Annotated in this window: 10 protein-coding genes and 2 riboswitches; of the genes, 5 read left to right on the top strand and 5 right to left on the bottom strand. The window is 59.3% G+C overall.

The window, feature by feature from the left end:
- Positions 1–2: 2 nt before the first annotated feature.
- Positions 3–1,076 carry a cobalamin biosynthesis protein CobW gene (gene cobW / locus QOL84_RS04455; protein ID WP_283436339.1) on the bottom strand — a complete coding sequence of 358 codons (1,074 nt, stop codon included), beginning with the start codon at positions 1,074–1,076 and terminating at the stop codon, positions 3–5.
- 99 nt (positions 1,077–1,175) lie between these two features.
- Positions 1,176–1,387, bottom strand: a riboswitch (cobalamin riboswitch).
- An 888-nt stretch (positions 1,388–2,275) separates the two neighbouring features.
- Positions 2,276–2,497, top strand: a riboswitch (cobalamin riboswitch).
- Between the two features lie 123 nt (positions 2,498–2,620).
- On the opposite strand from cobW, the gene QOL84_RS04450 reads away from it, so the two are divergent.
- The 4 genes from QOL84_RS04450 to cobM all read left to right on the top strand — a co-directional run bounded on the left by QOL84_RS04450 (position 2,621) and on the right by cobM (position 4,766).
- Positions 2,621–2,818, top strand: coding sequence for a CbtB domain-containing protein (locus QOL84_RS04450; protein ID WP_093430890.1), 198 nt, complete (start codon positions 2,621–2,623; stop codon positions 2,816–2,818).
- An 11-nt stretch (positions 2,819–2,829) separates the two neighbouring features.
- Positions 2,830–3,528, top strand: coding sequence for a CbtA family protein (locus tag QOL84_RS04445; RefSeq protein ID WP_283436338.1), 699 nt, complete (start codon positions 2,830–2,832; stop codon positions 3,526–3,528).
- Positions 3,525–3,938: a cobalamin biosynthesis protein gene (locus QOL84_RS04440; RefSeq protein ID WP_283436337.1), complete on the top strand. Its 414-nt coding sequence runs from the start codon at positions 3,525–3,527 to the stop codon at positions 3,936–3,938. The genes QOL84_RS04445 and QOL84_RS04440 overlap by 4 nt, the downstream gene beginning before the upstream one ends.
- Before the next feature lie 81 nt (positions 3,939–4,019).
- A complete protein-coding gene (cobM, locus tag QOL84_RS04435) occupies positions 4,020–4,766 on the top strand; it encodes a precorrin-4 C(11)-methyltransferase (RefSeq protein ID WP_283436336.1) in 747 nt (248 codons plus the stop codon).
- A gap of 170 nt (positions 4,767–4,936) precedes the next feature.
- Here cobM and nfuA read toward each other — a convergent pair whose 3' ends face one another.
- The 3 genes from nfuA to QOL84_RS04420 all read right to left on the bottom strand — a co-directional run bounded on the left by nfuA (position 4,937) and on the right by QOL84_RS04420 (position 9,066).
- On the bottom strand, positions 4,937–5,521 hold the full coding sequence (gene nfuA, locus QOL84_RS04430) for a Fe-S biogenesis protein NfuA (protein ID WP_007912592.1): 585 nt from the start codon (positions 5,519–5,521) through the stop codon (positions 4,937–4,939).
- Positions 5,522–5,578: 57 nt separating this feature from the next.
- Positions 5,579–6,601, bottom strand: coding sequence for an acyltransferase family protein (locus tag QOL84_RS04425; RefSeq protein ID WP_283436335.1), 1,023 nt, complete (start codon positions 6,599–6,601; stop codon positions 5,579–5,581).
- Between the two features lie 170 nt (positions 6,602–6,771).
- Positions 6,772–9,066, bottom strand: coding sequence for a fatty acid cis/trans isomerase (locus tag QOL84_RS04420; protein ID WP_283436334.1), 2,295 nt, complete (start codon positions 9,064–9,066; stop codon positions 6,772–6,774).
- A gap of 155 nt (positions 9,067–9,221) precedes the next feature.
- Here QOL84_RS04420 and metH point away from each other — a divergent pair, with 155 nt between their 5' ends.
- Entirely contained in the window at positions 9,222–12,932 is a 3,711-nt protein-coding gene (metH, locus tag QOL84_RS04415) for a methionine synthase (protein ID WP_283436333.1), read from the top strand.
- A 57-nt stretch (positions 12,933–12,989) separates the two neighbouring features.
- Here metH and QOL84_RS04410 read toward each other — a convergent pair whose 3' ends face one another.
- Positions 12,990–20,048: an NEL-type E3 ubiquitin ligase domain-containing protein gene (locus QOL84_RS04410; protein ID WP_283436332.1), complete on the bottom strand. Its 7,059-nt coding sequence runs from the start codon at positions 20,046–20,048 to the stop codon at positions 12,990–12,992.
- Positions 20,049–20,198 lie beyond the last annotated feature (150 nt).

Genomic DNA, 20,198 nt, shown 5'->3' with positions numbered 1-20,198 from the left:
GCTTAAACGCTGAGCGCGGCGCGCAGTTGCGCTTCGAGTTGCACCGCGTCGAGTTGCTGACCGATCAACACCAGACGCGTGACGCGCGCTTCATCGGCGCCCCACTGACGATCAAAATGCTTGTCGAAACGTGTGCCGACGCCCTGGATCAGCAGGCGCATTGGCTTGTTCGGAATGGCTGCGAAGCCCTTCACGCGCAGGATGCCGTGCTTGACCACCAGTTGCGTCAGCGCGTCGAGCAGCAGGCTTTCGTCGGCTTGCGGCAGTTCGATGGAGATCGAATCGAAGGCGTCGTGATCGTGGTCATCGTGGTCGTCATCGCCTTCACCATGGTGGTGATCGTGATGGCTGTGGCGGCTGTCGATGTGTTCTTCGGAACTGGCGCCGAGACCGATCAGTACGTCGAGTGGCACACGACCGTTGCTGGCTTCGATGATTTTCACCGCTGGCGGCAGCTCTTCGGCGACTTCTGCGCGCACGCGAGCGAGGTCTTCCGGGCTGGTCTGGTCGGCCTTGTTGAGGATCACCAGGTCGGCGCTGGCCAGTTGGTCGGCGAACAGTTCGTGCAGCGGCGACTCGTGATCGAGGTTCGGGTCAAGTTTGCGCTGGGCATCGACCTGATCCGGGAACGCGGCGAAGGTACCAGCGGCCACGGCCGGGCTGTCGACCACGGTAATCACTGCATCAACGGTGCAGGCGCTGCGAATTTCCGGCCACTGGAAGGCTTGTACCAAAGGTTTTGGCAGGGCCAGGCCCGAGGTTTCGATAAGGATGTGGTCGAGGTCGCCGCGACGCGCGACCAATTCGCGCATCACCGGGAAGAATTCTTCCTGAACGGTGCAGCACAGGCAGCCGTTGGCCAGTTCATAAACGCGGCCAACCGCTTCTTCTTCGCTGCAGCCGATGGTGCATTGCTTGAGGATTTCACCGTCGATGCCCAACTCGCCAAACTCGTTGACGATCACCGCGATGCGACGCCCCTGAGCGTTGTCGAGCATGTGCCGCAGCAGCGTGGTTTTGCCCGAGCCGAGGAAGCCGGTAACGATAGTGACGGGGAGTTTGGCCAGTGTTTTCATCGGTATGCCCTTTGGCAAGCGGCGGGCATACGGGACGAGAACCGGCAACGCGCATGCGTGCCCGGAGAGTTCGCCACCGGATCACCCCGCCCGGTTGAATTGAGAATCTGTGACGAGGCAGGTCTCCTGGCTGACGGCGTTCAGGCGCAGGGCCTGGCGTTTGCTGCGCCTTCCCGCGGGCTCATCAATTGAGCTGGCAGTGGCGTGGCAGCGAACATCGCCGTTCACAGTTGCGGGGGCAGCCGCGGCATTGACCGCGTTCCCTTCTTAGCTTCGGCAACGGCCGAAGAACCTCGAAAGCGCAAGGCTACGCATGGCTTGCTTATGGGTCAATGTTTGGGTTTTTTTGGATTGGGAGCATATCCGTTGCTGCGGGTGCGGCCGCTGGCGGTTTCGCTCTTACAGCGAGTCACCTTTTCCAAACGCCGAAAAGGTAACCCAAAAGGCTTTGCCCCGGCGTACGGCACTTCGCTGAGGCTCAGTGTTCCCTCGCTACGGTGTCCATCCGGGGGCATCGCCTACGGTTTGCTTCGCTGCACCTCCTCTCGATGTGTTCGACTTCGTCGAACGGCGCTGCGCGCCTATCCCCCCGGATGAACACCTCCGCTCGGCCTGCCGAAGGGGCAAAAAAGCCAGATCAAAAGCCAGATCAAGAGCCCCTCACCCTAGCCCTCTCCCGGAGGGAGAGGGGACTGACCGAGGTGATTGCGAGAGATACGCCGACGTGCGATACCGCGTTGAGCTCAGATTCTGAAAAGCCCACAAATCGGCTCCCTCTCCCTCGGGAGAGGGCTGGGGTGAGGGGCAGCAACAACGCAAATCAAAAGCCGAACACCCGCGCTCCTCACCACTCGATAGGCCGAGTGTCAGCTCGCCTGCTCTTGATCTTGATCTCGGAGCCCGTCGGCAGGCTGAGCGGAGGGATTGATCCGGGGTGGGAGCGCAGCGACCGTTTGGCGCAGCCAAACACAGCGAGAGGAGGTGCAGCGAAGCAAACCGTAGGCGATGAACCCCGGATCAATCCCGGAGCGAAGGAACCCGAGCCTTAGCGAGGGCCGAACGTCAGGGCAAAGCCTTTTCGGTTACCTTTTCGGCGTTTGGAAAAGGTGACTCGCCGTAAGGGCGAAACCCTAAGCCGCCGTTACCGCAGCAACGGATATGCCCCCCATCCAATTGACTCAAATCCCCCCTCATGCTCTCCTACACAACTTGTTACGGGTGCCCTTCACAGGGTGAAACGGGAAACCGGTGAATCATGTGCTTTACTCAAAGCCATGTCAGTCCGGTGCTGCCCCCGCAACGGTAAGCGAGCGAAGCGTCAGATCCACTGTGCCGATACGGCATGGGAAGGTGACGCTTGCAGGTCGGCCTGACGCCAACCCCTCGTGAGCCCGGAGACCGGCCCGCAACACACAGCCCGCATTTGTGCGGTGCTGAACATAACAAACCCGCGGTGGGCGGGCGCTGTTCGAACCTCTGCGAGCCTGACCCGCAGGGGTTTTCATGCGCTCTATTCACCCGCTGACACTCCAGAGGGAAGCGCCATGTCGATCATCAGCAGCACCGGCAGCAACACGGACAAAATCGCCAGCACCACCACCCTGAGCCAACGCCTCACCGCCGCGATCTTCGCGTCGATTCTCGGCGCCAGCCTGGTCTACTTCGCCGGTTTCTCGCACATCGAAGCGGTACACAACGCCGCCCACGATACCCGCCACAGCGCCGCGTTCCCGTGCCACTGAGACCTGCCGACATGATCAAGCGTATTGCGCAAACCGCAGGTTTCACCGGCCTGCTGGCCGCCCTGCTCCTCACCCTGCTGCAAAGCTTTTGGGTTTCGCCGCTGATTCTGCAGGCGGAAACCTTTGAGAAGTCCGAGCCGGTGGCGGTTCACGAACACGCCGCTGGCGTAGCTGCGCACACCCACGATGCCGAAGCCTGGGAGCCGGAAGACGGCTGGCAGCGCGTGGTTTCGACCACAGGCGGCAATCTGGTGGTTGCGGTGGGTTTCGCCCTGATGCTCGCGGGCCTCTACACCCTGCGCGCGCCGACCAAAACCTCGCAAGGCCTGCTCTGGGGTCTGGCCGGTTATGCCACCTTCGTCCTCGCGCCAACCCTGGGCCTGCCGCCTGAATTGCCGGGCACCGCTGCCGCTGATCTGGCATCGCGCCAGATGTGGTGGATCGGCACTGCCGCGTCTACGGCTGTCGGCCTGTCGCTGATCGTGTTCAGTCGTCACTGGCTGATGAAAATCCTCGGCGTGGCCATTCTGGCCGTGCCGCACGTGATCGGCGCTCCGCAGCCGGAAGTCCATTCGATGCTCGCTCCCGAAGTATTGGAAGCACAGTTCAAAATCGCTTCGCAGTTGACCAACGTGGCGTTCTGGCTGGCCTTGGGCCTGATCAGTGCCTGGTTGTTCCGCCGCAAAAGCGATGGTCAATACCACGCATGACGACTGCCAGCACAGCGCCGACCCTGGTGGTCGGCCTGGGCTGCCAGCGCGGCTGCCCCGCCAGCACGCTGCGCGCGTTGCTTGACCAGGCGTTGCAAGCCCATCGCATTGAACTGCAAGCGGTCAAAGCCCTGGCCAGTATCGACTTGAAACGCGATGAGCCGGGTTTGCAGGAACTCGCCGCACAACTGGCGCTGCCGCTGCTGTACTTCAGCAGTGCAGAACTGGCCAGTTATCAGCAGCAACTCAGCCACCATTCGCAAATCGCCTACGAGCGCACCGGTTGTTACGGTGTGGCAGAAAGCGCGGCGTTGGCACTCGCTGAACAGCTGATCCAGGCGCCGGCAAAACTGCTGATTTCCCGGCAAAAATACGCTCAGGCCACGTTGGCATTGGCCGGTGCAGCGTAAAATCCCGATAATCTCGCCGTTTGATCATGAGCAATCTTCATCTGAAGCATTGCCCTGCCCCGTTTTTCACAGGATTTCTTCATGACCGTCTACTTCATCGGCGCCGGCCCCGGCGACCCGGAATTGATCACCGTCAAAGGCCAGCGTTTGATCCGCAGCTGCCCGGTGATCATCTATGCAGGCTCGCTGGTGCCAGCAGCGGTGCTGGACGGTCATCAGGCGGAAACGCTGGTCAATAGCGCCGAACTGCATCTGGAACAGATCATCGACCTGATCAAGTCTGCCCATGAAAAAGGCCAGGACGTGGCCCGGGTGCATTCCGGCGATCCGAGTCTGTATGGCGCGATTGGCGAGCAGATTCGCTATTTGCGCGAGCTGAGCATCCCGTTCGAAATCATTCCCGGGGTAACCGCGACGGCGGCGTGTGCGGCGTTACTGGGTGCCGAACTGACCCTCCCGGATGTTTCGCAAAGCGTGATCCTGACCCGCTATGCGGATAAAACCGCGATGCCGGCCGGCGAAGAACTCGCCAGCCTGGCGCAGCACGGCGCGACCATGGCGATTCATTTGGGCGTGAACCACCTGCAGAAGATTCTGGTAGAGCTGTTGCCGCATTACGGCGCGGATTGCCCGATTGCGGTGATTCACCGGGCGACATGGCCGGATCAGGATTGGGTGGTGGGGACACTGGCGGATATTGCCGGGAAGGTTGAAGCCAAAGGGTTTCGGCGTACGGCGTTAATTCTGGTTGGGCGCGTGCTGGGCAGTGAAGTGTTCAGCGAGTCATCGTTGTATCGCGCCGGGCATGCGCACCTTTACAGGCCCTGAATTGAAACACGGAGCGTCCCGGGCTGCATTCCCACGCAGAGCGTGGGAACGATCAAAATTGCATACCAAAGGTGGGAGCGAGCCTGCTCGCGAAGGCGTCGGTACATTTCACCCATAAAAAAACGGCGCTCACGGGGCGCCGTTTTTCATGTCCGCAGTGAACACCTTACTCAGTAGTAGGCGTTTTCTTTCTGCGTGTGGTCGGTCACGTCGCGAACGCCCTTCAACTCCGGGATGCGCTCAAGCAACGTGCGCTCGATGCCTTCCTTCAGCGTGACGTCCGCCTGGCCGCAGCCCTGGCAACCGCCACCGAACTGCAGAACGGCGATGCCGTCTTCAACCACATCGATCAGGCTGACCTGACCGCCGTGGCTAGCGAGCCCCGGGTTGATTTCGGTTTGCAGGTAGTAGTTGATGCGCTCGTTGACCGGGCTGTCGGCGTTGACCATCGGTACTTTGGCGTTTGGCGCCTTGATGGTCAGTTGGCCGCCCATGCGGTCAGTGGCGTAATCGACAACGGCATCGTCGAGAAACGCTTCGCTGAAGTGATCGATATAGGCGGTGAAGCTTTTCAGCCCCAGCGCGGTGTCTTCAGGTTTTTCTTCGCCCGGCTTGCAGTAGGCAATGCAGGTTTCGGCGTACTGGGTGCCAGGCTGGGTGATGAAGACGCGGATGCCGATGCCCGGGGTGTTCTGCTTGGAGAGCAGATCAGCCAGGTAATCGTGGGCGGCGTCGGTAATGGTAATAGCGGTCATGGAAACTCCTCGCAGGCTTGGGCGCAGTTTACGCCAATCGTTGCGCCGGACAAAGTCCTAGTATTTTTGTCGGGAAAGATTCTCGTCGGGCGTGCCATCGACCCGCGCCTTGAGCCAGCGATAACTGCGCTTTTCCACCCATTCGTAGCTCAGCCACGAGCCAACGCCAATCGCCAGCGCACACACAACAAACATCAGATACGGGTTGATGGCGTAGCGCTGCGCAATGAACCCACCCGCTGACAGCACCAGAACGTGCATCAGATACACCGAATAGGAGCATTCACCGAGTAGTTTCAGCACCCGGCTGCGCTCGACATAACGCTCAAGTGAAATGCACGCCATTACCAGCACGGCGCTCGGCACGCCCCAGTTGAACAGCCTTGGTGCCGGTGCCAAGTGGTAGATCGTCAGCAGTGCCGCGCCAATCGCCAGCAGCGGCAACCACAGGCCGGCGCCGATCCAGCCCCGGCGATAAAGCATGCCGATGCCGATCCCCAGCAAGAACTCGTAAACAATGTCCGATCGATAGAACTCGCTGATCCAGCCAAACCCGGTCCAGGCTTGCGAAACGGCAAACAGCAACGCCGCAACCACCAACAGCCGCACCTGCAAGCGAAACAGCAGCGCCCAGGCAAACAGCACGTAGAAGAGCATTTCGTAATTGAGTGTCCAGCCGACATTCAGTGTCGGGTAGAACCCGTATCCGCCGGGATTCTCGGTGGGAATGAACAGCAATGACAGCAGCAGATGCGCCCAGTCCACAGTCTGGTCCGGCAGCAACGGCTGGGCAAACACCACCAGCAGCGCCATCAACAGCGTGTACAGCCAGTACGCCGGAACGATGCGAAACAATCGGTAGAGCAGAAACCGCGCCGGTGGCAGCGGCTTGTTCTCGGTGGAAAGGAAAATCACCAGGCCGCTGATGACGAAGAAAATATCGACGCCCACCGCACCTTTGTCGATAAACAGCTGGCCAATCGGCCCACGTGCCTGGAAGTCGAAGAAAATCTGCATGAAGTGGTGGCAGACCACCGTCCACGCCGCAAGCGCACGCAGGGCCTGCACTGAAATCAACATCGCCCGCTCTCCCGGTCTCGACTAACCCCTATAGGAGCTGCGGCACGCTGCGATCTTTTGATTGTTGGTTTTCAAGATCAAAAGATCGCAGCCTCGTTTCACTCGACAGCTCCTACACGGGGGATTTGTGTTGGTGCTGATAAATGGGACAGCGGGTGGGTGGCAAAAGATCAAAGATTCTCGTAGCGGTTCATGTCCAGCACGCCCTCTTCCACCGGGTCGGTTTCGTGCAGGTACTGGCTCAGGTCATGGAAATAGAACCAGAACTGCGGATGGCTGCGACGAATCCCCCAACGCTCGACGATTTTCTCGAAACGGTTGGCGTCCTTGGCGTTTTCCAGTGCATCGACGAACGCAGGCACCTGATCGGCCGGAATGTTGAACATGAAATTCGGGTAACTGCTGAGCACGCCCGGGTAAATGGTCAACGTGTCCAGCCCTGGCTGATAACGCAGCGATTCGCCGGTAAGAAACGCGACGTTGCTGTGCGCGCGGTTGCGCAACAGGCTGTACACCTCGCGTTTGCCATCGGCGGTCTCGATGCGCAGCATGGTCGCTTCCGGCAGTTGATCGATCACTTTCAGCCCCGCCGCCGGGCGCGAAGTCAGTCGGCTCAGCGCCTGCTCGGCGTTTTGCAGCGCCGGGGCGATATTCGGCCGCGAGCAATAGGCGCCAGCGCAGCGGTTGATCGGATCCGGTCGCGCATTGAGGTCGCCATAGCGCGACAACAGTTGCATGGCGAAGTCGTATTTCGGGTCTTTCTCGTCAAGCTTCAGCGCGCTCGGCTTGTCGTCGTCGATGGATTCGTAATCGAGCCACATCTTGAACTGGCCGCTGCTCTGGTACCAATCGTCGAGGTAATCCTCACGCGAATCGGCGGGCATCAGGCGCAGGAAGTTCTGCTCGGCACCGTTGCGGATCAGGTCGAAGTACAGGCGGGTCTGCGCCTGGTGGGAAACGTTGCCGAATACATCGAAGTTGACCGCCAACTGATAATACGTCCGCTCAAGCAACGGATAGTCGAACAGCCACATCGTCTGCGGCACTTCGCCGATCAAACCCTTGGTCACCGAAGCGCTGTCGAAGTGGCGGAAAATGCTCAGCAGCGCGTTGTCATTGCCGGCCCACAGCGTCGACCAACTCGGCGCCGGTTGATCGGCGTAACTGTCGCGACGCAGCGCTTCGTATTCATTACGTTTGTCGCGGTAGTTGTGCCACAGGGTCAGCACGCTGCCGACATCGTCGTTCTGCCCCGGCATCGCCAGCAACGGCGTGGCCTGGCCGCGATAGTTCGGGTCGGTGATGTACAGGTCGTGTTCCGGCGCCTGGAACAGCGCCCAGAAGTTGTCGCGGATTACGTCAGTCGCGATCTGCCCACGGCATACTGGCCCGCGAATAAAGGTGCGGACGAAGTACTCGGCGTTATCGAGCATGAACTGATACCGCGCCTGCGCCGGGATCGCCTCGAAGGTGGCGAACGGGTTGGCGCGGCTATTCGGGCCATAACCCGGCAAGGCGTTGACCTGCCAATTACCGCTGTAAAACAGACTTTTGACCCGCGCCATCTTCGCCGCGCTCAGCGGATAGGTGATGTGGGTTTTATGTACGATCACCCCTTGCACCGGCCACAAGCGGTAATACACCTGCGTGCCCGGATCGTCATTCGGACGGCGGGTGGCGATCAGGTCGATCGGCTGGCCGCTTGGTGTACGCGACCGCACCCACTGGAAGAAATGCCCCGGCTCGCCGTCCTTGAAATAGATGTGCGCGAGGAACCAGTGTTCGTAAAGCCAGCGCCCGACCAGAGTGCCACGAGCGCCGGGCATGTTGAGCAGGTTTTCCCACTGGGCGATTTGCAGTGCTTCTTGCGCATTTGGCGCCAGGCCTTGCTCGTCAATCGGCGCGCCGGAGGCAAGCCAGCGTTGCAAAGTCTGATATTGCTGATCGGTCAGCCCGGTCACCGCCAGCGGCATGCCTTCTTTCGGATGGGCACCGGCATAGCCTTCAAACTCGGCCGGCAGCGCGCACATGTTTTCGCGGTTCAGACCCAGCACGATGTCTTCCGGCAACTTGGCGTTCGGCGTCAAAGGCGTCTTGTGCCCGAGTTCGAGCATGCGCGCCATCAGCGCCGCCTGACTGCCCTGCGCGTCGAGTACGGAATAGAAATCTTTTTGCTGCCAGGCACGTTTGCCGAAGGCGTCGTAGAACAGCCGGGTGGTCGGCGCCGCCTGCGTGCGCTCGCCGTCATACACCGGCATCTTGCTGGCGCCCCGGGCCGCGCCCTCGCCACTGCCCAGGTTGAGCTGGCAGGCGGAGTCATAGCACGCATGGCAGGCCACGCATTTCTCGGTAAAAATCGGCTGGATATCACGGCTATACGAAATGGCAGGAGAGATCACGGGCTCTTGCGCAACGGCGCCCCAGCTTAAAAACAGCAAGACAATGCTGACGACGCGGTACGACATGCCGGTGATCCCGATCCTGTAAAAAACGCCGCGATTCTACAGTATGACGCTCGCACCAACATGAGCGATATTCATGCAAAAGCGCCACATGCTCTAAAAGCGCACAGGTTTGTTATGATCCCGCTCCTTCGTAATGGTCTTTCCGAGTAGTCCAAATGTCCGATCGCAGCGTCCGCCTTCAAGCTCTCAAGCAAGCTCTCAAAGAGCGCATCCTGATACTCGACGGCGGTATGGGCACGATGATCCAGAGCTACAAGCTCGAAGAGCAGGATTATCGCGGCAAACGCTTCGCTGACTGGCCAAGTGACGTCAAGGGCAACAACGACCTGTTGGTGATCACCCGCCCCGATGTGATCGGTGGCATCGAGAAAGCCTATCTGGATGCCGGCGCCGACATTCTGGAAACCAACACCTTCAACGCCACGCGCATTTCCATGGCCGACTACGGCATGGAAGAACTGGCCTACGAGTTAAACGTAGAAGGCGCACGACTGGCGCGCAAGATTGCCGACGCCAAGACCGCTGAAAACCCGGAAAAACCGCGCTTCGTCGCTGGCGTACTCGGCCCGACCAGCCGAACCTGCTCGCTGTCGCCGGACGTCAACAACCCGGGCTACCGCAACGTGACCTTTGACGAGCTGGTGGAAAACTACACCGAAGCCACCAAAGGCCTGATCGAGGGCGGCGCCGACCTGATCCTGATCGAAACCATTTTCGACACCCTCAACGCCAAAGCGGCGATCTTCGCCGTGCAAGGTGTGTTCGAAGCGTTGCACATCGAACTGCCGATCATGATTTCCGGCACCATCACCGATGCCTCCGGCCGCACCCTGTCGGGCCAGACCACTGAGGCATTCTGGAACTCCGTCGCGCACGCCAAACCGATCTCGGTCGGCCTCAACTGCGCGCTTGGTGCCAGCGAATTGCGTCCGTACCTGGAAGAGCTGTCGAACAAGGCCAGCACCCACGTTTCCGCGCACCCGAACGCCGGCCTGCCGAACGAGTTCGGCGAGTACGACGAACTGCCGTCGGAAACCGCCAAGGTCATCGAAGAATTTGCCCAGAGCGGCTTCCTCAACATCGTCGGCGGTTGCTGCGGTACCACGCCGGGCCACATCGAAGCCATCGCCAAAGCCGTCGCCGGATACGCACCGCGGCAGATTCCGGACATTCCCAAGGCTTGCCGCCTCTCGGGTCTGGAGCCGTTCACCATCGATCGCAGCTCGCTGTTCGTTAACGTTGGCGAGCGCACCAACATCACCGGCTCGGCGAAATTCGCCCGGCTGATCCGTGAAGACAATTACACCGAAGCGCTGGAAGTCGCCCTGCAGCAGGTCGAGGCCGGCGCCCAGGTGATTGACATCAACATGGACGAAGGGATGCTCGATTCGAAGAAGGCCATGGTGACCTTCCTCAATCTGATCGCCGGTGAGCCGGACATCTCCCGCGTGCCGATCATGATCGACTCGTCGAAATGGGAAGTCATCGAAGCCGGGCTGAAGTGCATTCAGGGCAAGGGCATCGTCAACTCGATCAGCATGAAAGAAGGCGTCGAGCAGTTCATCCATCACGCCAAACTGTGCAAGCGCTATGGCGCCGCCGTGGTGGTAATGGCGTTCGACGAAGCCGGTCAGGCCGACACCGAAGCGCGCAAGAAAGAAATCTGCAAACGCTCCTACGACATTCTGGTCAACGAAGTCGGCTTCCCGCCGGAAGACATCATCTTCGACCCGAATATCTTCGCGGTTGCCACCGGTATCGAAGAACACAACAACTACGCTGTGGACTTCATCAACGCCTGTGCCTACATTCGCGATGAGCTGCCGTATGCGCTGACGTCGGGCGGCGTGTCCAACGTGTCGTTCTCGTTCCGTGGCAACAACCCGGTGCGTGAAGCCATTCACTCGGTGTTCCTGCTGTACGCGATCCGCAACGGCCTGACCATGGGCATCGTTAACGCCGGTCAACTGGAGATCTACGACCAGATCCCGGTCGAGTTGCGCGACGCCGTTGAAGACGTGGTGCTCAACCGCACGCCAAACGGCACTGACGCCCTCCTCGCCATTGCCGACAAATACAAGGGCGACGGCAGCGTCAAGGAAGCCGAGACCGAAGAGTGGCGCAGCTGGGAGGTCAACAAGCGCCTCGAGCACGCTCTGGTCAAAGGCATCACCACGCACATCGTTGAAGACACCGAAGAGTCGCGCCAGTCGTTCGCGCGCCCGATCGAAGTGATCGAAGGTCCGCTGATGTCCGGCATGAACATCGTCGGCGACCTGTTCGGCGCCGGCAAAATGTTCCTGCCACAGGTGGTGAAATCCGCCCGTGTGATGAAGCAGGCCGTGGCGCACCTGATCCCGTTCATCGAGCTGGAAAAAGGCGACAAACCGGAAGCCAAGGGCAAGATCCTCATGGCCACCGTTAAAGGTGACGTGCACGACATCGGCAAGAACATTGTTGGCGTGGTCCTCGGTTGCAATGGCTACGACATCGTCGACCTCGGCGTGATGGTGCCGGCAGAGAAGATCCTGCAGGTGGCCAAAGAGCAGAAGTGCGACATCATCGGTTTGTCCGGTCTGATCACGCCTTCGCTGGATGAAATGGTTCACGTTGCTCGCGAAATGCAGCGCCAGGATTTCCATCTGCCGCTGATGATCGGTGGCGCGACCACCTCCAAAGCGCACACGGCGGTGAAAATCGAGCCGAAGTACAGCAACGATGCGGTGGTTTACGTGACCGATGCCTCGCGTGCGGTCGGCGTGGCGACGCAGTTGCTGTCCAAGGAACTGAAGGCCGGTTTCGTCGAAAGAACCCGCGCCGAATACGTTGAGGTGCGCGAACGTACCGCCAACCGCAGTGCCCGCACCGAACGCCTGAGCTATGCCGCCGCCATCGCCAAGAAGCCGCAGTTCGACTGGGCGACTTACCAGCCGGTCAAGCCGACCTTCACCGGCAGCAAGGTGCTCGACAACATCGACCTCAAAGTCCTGGCCGAATACATCGACTGGACACCGTTCTTCATCTCCTGGGACCTGGCCGGCAAGTTCCCGCGCATCCTCGAAGACGAAGTGGTCGGTGAGGCCGCTACATCGCTGTACAAAGACGCGCAAGAGATGCTCGCCAAGCTGATCGACGAGAAGCTGATCAGCGCCCGTGCGGTATTTGGCTTCTGGCCGGCCAACCAGGTGCATGACGACGATATCGAGCTGTACGGCGATGACGGCCAGCCATTGGCCAAACTGCATCATCTGCGCCAGCAGATCATCAAGACCGACGGCAAGCCGAACTTCTCCCTTGCCGACTTTGTGGCGCCGAAGGACAGCGAAGTGACCGACTACGTCGGTGGTTTCATCACCACCGCCGGCATCGGCGCCGAAGAGGTGGCCAAGGCTTATCAGGACGCTGGCGACGATTACAACTCGATCATGGTCAAAGCCCTCGCCGACCGTCTGGCCGAGGCTTGCGCCGAATGGCTGCACCAGCAAGTGCGTAAAGAGCACTGGGGTTATGCCAAGGACGAAACCCTCGACAACGAAGCGCTGATCAAAGAGCAGTACAGCGGCATCCGCCCTGCTCCGGGATATCCGGCCTGCCCGGATCACACCGAGAAAGCTGCGTTGTTTGCGCTGCTCGACCCGGAAGCTGAAGAAATGCGCGCCGGACGCAGCGGCGTGTTCCTCACCGAACACTACGCGATGTTCCCGGCAGCTGCGGTCAGTGGCTGGTACTTCGCCCACCCGCAAGCGCAGTACTTCGCCGTGGGCAAGGTCGACAAGGATCAAGTACAAAGCTACACCTCGCGCAAAGGCCAGGATCTGAGCGTAACCGAGCGCTGGCTGGCACCGAACCTCGGCTACGACAACTGATTACAGGGGTTATTGCCGACGCCGGATTTACCGGCGTCGGCAACTGCGCTTGCTGTTCTATGCGTTGGCCAGATGACTTGAAGAGCCGGCAACAGGCGTTTTTGCAGCATTGATTGCATCGATCTCCTGCTGCGAAAGCTCGATCATCTTCACGTTGCGTTTGGCCGTACGGTCGAACAACCGGCTCAAGTACTCTGGATCGTCAGCGCTCAGAACGTCATCTTCGGCGTCACCAAGCAAGTCCAGCTCTTCCAGTTTCCTGAAGTCCTCGGGGAACTTCTCCTGAAGGTATTCCACCCAGTAATCGCGCTGAATCAGATCTTCGATAAATTTATCGGACCGCTCGGCATTGCTGACTTCGGTTCGCGCCTCCACCAGTTGTTGCGGGCTGACGCCCGAAGCATAGGTCATGTTTTTCGGCTGCCCCGGCAACTCCAGGCCATCCTCCCAGCCGTCGGTCAAACCGATTCGATAACCCAGGCGCACCTCGGCCTCATCGAAACCACTGCGTGCTGCCGCCGCCTTTGCCAATTCGTCGACTTTGTCCAGGCGAAACAGTCGTCGCGACAGACTCAACAACACCCCACCTTTTGCGTCTGATCGACCTGACGGTAAATCCCGCAACGCGTTATGGGTAAACACCTTGGTTTCCAGCCCGCTGAAGGTAAGGATGCGTCCATCGACGCAGGTCCCGTGGGTGGTAGCGCCGGCGAAAATCACTTCCCTGAGTTCGGTGTCAGCTGCGGCCGCTTCCATGACGGTCCATACCCGTCGCGTCAGATCCGCGTTGGCGACCCTGAACTCTCGGCTGTCCTGCAATCGCTCAAGCAGATGAAAGAACGCCGCGCTGTCCGGTTCAGCAGCCAGTTGCTCCCAGAGCGTATCCCGAGCCGCCAGTTGTTCAGGAGGCAGATTGGCAAGCCATGGGGCTTTGTATTGCGCCTGCGACGGATCGATAGGTAGGGTTTCGTCGGATTCAATGCTGTCGGTCGTTTCGGTCAAGCCGCCGGCGGCGTCGTCAACCATCTCTTCGAGATCCGTGCGTGAAAAACCCAACACCCGATGGCGCTCACCTTCCGCCTGATAGGCCCTGAGCCGCTCGAGGCTTTCTTCGGACAAGTTGTAGTTGTCGGTCAAGTCCGTACCGTTCATCAATTGCTCGTGACTACCGTCAAGTGCGTCCACGGGCAGCGTGGTGATGTCGTTACGGCTCAGATTGAGCATGCGCAGGTGCTCCGACTCCAGCGCACCTTCCGGCCATGCGTACAGATTGTTGTTGCGCAAATCGAGGGCTTCCAGCCGCCCGAAATAGTTGACATCGAACGACTCGAGGTTGTTGTAGCTCACATCCAGCCAGGTCAGGTGTTCAAGCCCGGAAAGCGACTCGTACAAGAGTTCGGGATCGTAGAGACGGTTGCTCGACAGTTCCAGACGCTCCAGCGCAGACATGTTCCGGATCGACTGCGGCAACGCTTCCAGTTCATTGCCGCCAAGCTCCAGAGTCCGTAGCTCGGTAAAGGCACCGAGAAAACCGTTGGCGCCATCGACAGTCACCCTTGTGCCCGTCAGGTTGAGCGTGCGGACATGCGCAAAATCTTCCGGTAGTGCCGGTATGTCTCCCAGTTGCAAACCGTTCAGGTTCAGCACCGCTTGCGTCACCCCTTCCATGTTGGGCAACCTTGCCCGCCAACAGGTGAGAATTCTCCAGGCCGCCAGACTGCGGGTTTGCGAAGAGATAACCCAGTCCGCACCGCGAATTTCGCGGGTGTAGAGCCAGCCATTGAGTTGCCGCACCAGCGTTTCGAAAGTCTGGTTCCAAGCGTCGATACGAGCACCTGTTTCGATTTCCGTCGCTCCGCTACTGCGCATCTGGCCAATCAACTGCGACGCCTGTTCGGCAGTAAAGGCCGGTTGCATACGCTGAAAAATATTGATCATCAGCGTTTCACCTTCGCCAACTGCCGCCTGGGGAAGTGGCAGCAATTGCCTGGCGATGGAGATTCCGCTCTCTGCTGGTGGAAAGGTCAGCGGGACCGGTTCTTCGGCAAATGCTTGCAGCGCTCCTTGGGGCAGTCCGATTTCAAACTCGATACGCTGTTGCGCAGCTCGCAGCGCAACCGTCGTTGCTGGCGTCAAAGGATTACCGGACAGATTGCTGTTGATCAGCGCATGGCTGTCCAGCAGGGTCTGTGGCAGCGTGGCGATGTTGTTATTGCGCACATCCATCCAGGTCAGTTGAGCCAGATCTTCAGCTCCCGCAGGCCACGCTTGCAGATCGGCATTTCGCAGATTGAGCGCTTTCAAGCGCGACAGGCCACCGACGTTCAACCCAGTTAACGGGTTGTTATGCAGGTCCAGCTGTTCAAGCGCCGGGAACGCCTCCAGGCTTGACTGCAACTGCTGAGTGTTCACCAACAGATTGTCGGAAAGGTCCAGCCGGTTCAGCCTTGCCAGGCTGCCCGGTTCGATCGGCAACGCGTGCAGAGCGTTGTCACTCAGGTTGAGCGTTTGCACTTCTTGAAAGGCGCTGACGAAATCGCGCAGTTGCAAGGCATCGACGCGCTGGCCCAACAGAAGCAAGGTACGCACGTGAGAAAACGCATCGGCAGGCAATTTCGGCAGCTCGCTCAGCATCAATCCCGATAAATCAAGGGTCGAAGCGGAAACCGTCGAACCGTATCGCTTGAAAAGCCCTTTGCGCCAATTGGTCCTGATGGCATGGATGGCGTTGGATCGCCCGATTATTTCCCTGAGCGTTTCCTGAGAGGCCATGGCCTTTTGCAGCCACTCGACAAGCTGTTTGTCGAGCGTTGCAAACTGCTCGCTCAGGGCTTCGATTGCGGCGTAGCGCTGTTGTTCATCAGGCCATTGCTGGAAAAACCGCTCGAAGATACTTTGCGGCGCCTGGCTCAGGCCTTCGTCCAAACGCTGCAACTCGCCTTTGCAGTAATCGCGGATCATCGCTTCGCGGTCTATCAGGTGCACGGGGAGTGTCCTGGCGTACTCGTAGGCGACCTTGAAGTTTTCGCGGGAAAATCTCGACCAGTCCAGTGACAAACCGGACCATAACTTTTCGTGCCCCTTAAGCAACCCCTCAGGCAAGTTACTGATCCCGGTATCCTTGAGGCTCAGTCGTTGGAGCTCCGGGAGTTCAAGCACGCCGGTCGGCCATTCCAGCAAGGAGTAGGCGACGATCTCCAGCTTGCGCAGCTTTTGCAGGTGGCTGACGTCGAATGTGATCGGCTGATAGCTTGCAGAACACACGGTCAGTTCTTCAATCCGCACCAGCATGCCCAACCGTGCGGGCATGTCAGCGGCAAACGGGACGGCGCTGTAAAGCGTCAGTCTTTTCAACGCCGGCATCCCCTGCAAGATTTGCGGCACATTGCTGAACAGTTCGCTCGTCGCATTGATGCGCAACTTTTCCAGGTTCGGGAAAACAGCCAACAGTGAGTCGGCATTCGCATCCGTGATGCAGCGGCCGCGTACGCTCAACTCTCGCACGTGCGAAAAGTCCGCAGTCAAGGCTGGCAACGGCTCATCACAGATCAATTCCAGCTGTGCATAACGCGGATGGTCCTGCGCCAGCGGTGACTCGCGCCAACTCTGTTTGATATTGCGCACGACGCTCGCTCTGCCACCGATCAACGATTGCAGCGAGAGTTCCGGCGTCGACTCGCCCTCCCATTCGGCGAGTGTCGAGTCGAGCTCTCGCCATTCACGCGTGCGCCTTTGCAGAAGCTCGTAGATCTGCATGTCAGTCTTTCCCGACGCCAACTGCTGAAGAATGAAGCCGCCCGCTTGTTGATCGGTGAGGCCCGGATAAACATTCTGCACCCGTGTCACCAGCAGTGGATTGACGCCCTGCCCGCGTCCACTGGCGTAGTAACCGAGGCCATGACCCGGCACGCGCAGCGCCGGTTTGAAGCGCTTGCCGGTGCCATGACGCGTGCCGGCCAAGCGGGCCAGTTCAGCGCGATAATGATGCACGTGATCAATCACCAGACGACGCAGGGACGGACTCTGATTGACGTCAGCAAGCCCCAAGGCCTGACGGGATTTGTCGGGCAAGGCATGCATGACCGAGGCAAAAAAATTATCGCCTTGCCGAGGAATGCCATTGAGTGCCTCTGCATGTTCGTTGAAGGCCTGATAGGAGGGCCCCTGCTTGACCAGGTATTTCAGTTGCCGCGAAGATTCGCTGCCGACACTATCAATCAACGGTCCGTGAGTGCTGCCCTCGCGCACTTCGAGACGCACATCGTCTGACCAGCCAGGCAGTCTTTCGAGTACGCGCAAAGCGAGCCACTGACTCCCGGATGCGGCCAGGTTATCCATGTGTAACCCGACGACCGCATGATCGAAGCGCCTGCCTTGAGCGTACCTGCGCGATTCTTCAAGCAACCGCAACGGCAACCGCCCGCCTGTTTCCAATCGCGCGAGTTCTTCGGCATTGGCCTGCATGCATACCCTGATCGCTGCAGAACTGCCGAGCCCGGGCGTGGCCTTTTGTAGCCGGCTGATCCACGGGGCCTGCAATGCCGGTTCGGCATAGAGCTGCTCGAACATTGTCGGTTGACGGGTTTTGAGGAAGTCCACCAACTGCGCTCTGAACTCGACGGGCCGGTTTGCGCTGACGCGGGCCGCTTCAGATCCCAGCAGGCGGACTATTTCCTGCTCGTCCAGCGCCTCAAGAAGGATGGCGGGCATTTCGGCAGTCAGCACATCGGCGCGGGCGATCTGAATCGGTGCCTTGAGAGCGCCACCTGGAAAAAGTGACGCGTCACCATGCTTGACACTCGCGCCTGACAAACCCGGGCCGTCGAAAACCTCAAGCACGCGTCCGGTGGGCCATCGAGGCATTTGCGGCAGCAATGACATTGCCAGCAGGAAAGGTTCCTCAACGGTGGAACCGTCCTCAATGTTCTCGATGATCCGGCTCACGGCCTGGTCAGCCTCGAACAGGCGCAATGTATCGGCCAACGCCAGTGGCGCAGGCGAATGGTCCAGATGCATCTGGCGCAGAGCGTCATCACTGACCCCGCTGAGATCCGCGATGTTGAGCAATTGCTCATCGGAAAAGGCTTCGGTGCAATGGCCGATGCGCCGCAGCAGAGTCAATCGATCCCAGGTCAGCGGTCGCTCGAAGGTATGTCGCCAGGCGCCCAGCCGGTTGTGTTCGAGGATGGGCCGATAGGCTGACGCATCGGTCGGATGGAGAATGCGCCATTGTTTCAGTTGTTCATCAAAAGCCGTTTGATACACCTTGCCCTGCTGACGAATGTAGGTCTTGCCATTCAGTCGATGCAGGCCTTGCGCATCAGGGACAGACGCGGCGAACGGACCGTCAGTGCTTTCATAAGGCGCAAGATCAGGTGCCCACAAACGTGGTTTGCCGTCGAGGCGTTCAATGGGCTCGGCCTTCTCGATCACCGGCACCGATTTGGCCGCACTCAATCTGCCCAGGCCCTTGCCTGCACCTGCCATTACTCCGATCAGCGCGAGGTTTTCTGCAACATCGACCAAGTGTCCCTTGGCCGCCTGGCGATCACCCTCAGTCCATTCGATAGCGCCCTCGAACGACTCATACAGCAATTGACCGGCCATTACCGTCATCATGATCTCGCCCAGCACCGGTACGAACATCGACACCATGTTCAACGCGAGCATGCCGAATTCCAGCAAGTGATTGAGCCGTTTCGCCCGCACGTTCGCGTCGACATCCGCCGTCGGTACGGCGCGGGCACGCGCATCGGCGATGAATTTGTCGCAATGCTGTTCAAAGAGGTACTGCCACAGATCGGTATTGGCCGCCCAAATGCCTGCCACGCCGTTGCGCACGATACCGAACGGATCGAGGTAAGGATCCTCCTCTGGTTCACGCTTGCCCTGGTGCTCGGGCGGCAGTTCCTTGATCTGCGTGAAAACCGAGACCGGCGGGATCATCTGGACGACTTTTACCCAGATCGAACGCAACGGGTCTGTCGGTGCATCTGCCGCAGGCCGGGTGAATTGACTGAAGTAATAAGGACGGTCGGCATAGGTGAAGAACTGACTGAAAAAACGCTGGTAGGCCGTTGCCGGCTCACTCGACGGCGAAGCGTCCCGTGCAGTGAACTTGCGTTTGAAGACTTCGCGCATCTGCGCTGAGGTGTAGCGTTTGAGCGGATGTTCCGGGTCATGGGGGATGTAGACGATGAAATCGTTGGTGTAGCGATACTGTTCGCTGATGCTGAACACTACGCAGCCGGTCATCCGGTGTTTCATCAGGCTGAGGTCGCGAAACCAGACGGATTTCTTGCCCAGGCGCGGATGGACTTCGCCATCGACGACCGACAGGAGCATTCGGTAGTCGTCTGGCTCGATGTCCTTCTTCAGCAACGCCAGTTCGGCGGCTGCGCGCATCGCGGTTTTCTGACTGCTGATGAATTGCTCACGCAATGTTCCGCTCGACTGGAAAAACGCTTTCACACGCGTCTGATAGAGCGCGCCAATATCCAGTGTTCGACACAGCGAGAGAAACTCTCTGACGGTGATATCGAGTGTCACCGCCTGGAACGTATCGGCGGTCGAAGCAGCGACGAAAAATCCGGATTCGCGATGAAAGGCCCCTTCCTCACATTCCGCCGCTTCGAAGTTATGCAGAGCCGCTTGCAGCATGGGCAGCTTCAGCACTTCGAAGGTCGACACTTCGATTTCCAGCACGCTGACTTGCAGAGGGCGCCTGAGGCATAGCAGGGTTTTATTGACGTCGAGTTCAATGTTGAATTGGCTTTTAAGCGCCTTTTTCAGTTGAGCCTCGGCAAAAACCTCGATGCTTTCAAGCGCGGCCATGCTCTTGTCCAGTCGTGACTGGGCAAGAAAGCCTTCGGTGGTATGCGCTTGCAAGTTGCGCCGTTGCTCGACGGACAGCTGCTGATACCAGTCGGGTAATTGCGTGCCGGCGTTTTTAATATGAGCGCGGCGCTCGGGGCTGGCGTCGATCAACCAATCGGGGACCATCTGCTCGATACGCTTGCCGTGAAGACTGGCGCTGGCCAGCGTCTGCTTATCGAGGCTCAACGGAGGGTTGGAAGACTGCGCAGCTGCGGGCAGCGTCGGGGGATGAATGGTCATTCTGTCGCTCCTGAAAAGTGGAACGACAGGACACCATTCCTGCCGGGGCGAACTGCGGTACATAGTTATCGCATCGGCGATGAGTTGTTACCAATCGCTTCAGCTGAGCAGCCCACGGCAAGGGCACTCTTCGGTGAATTGACTATGCTG

Origin of the sequence: Pseudomonas helmanticensis (assembly GCF_900182985.1) — a bacterium.
Classification (GTDB): Bacteria; Pseudomonadota; Gammaproteobacteria; order Pseudomonadales; family Pseudomonadaceae; genus Aquipseudomonas; species Aquipseudomonas helmanticensis.
This window is presented reverse-complemented; position numbering and strand designations above follow the sequence as displayed.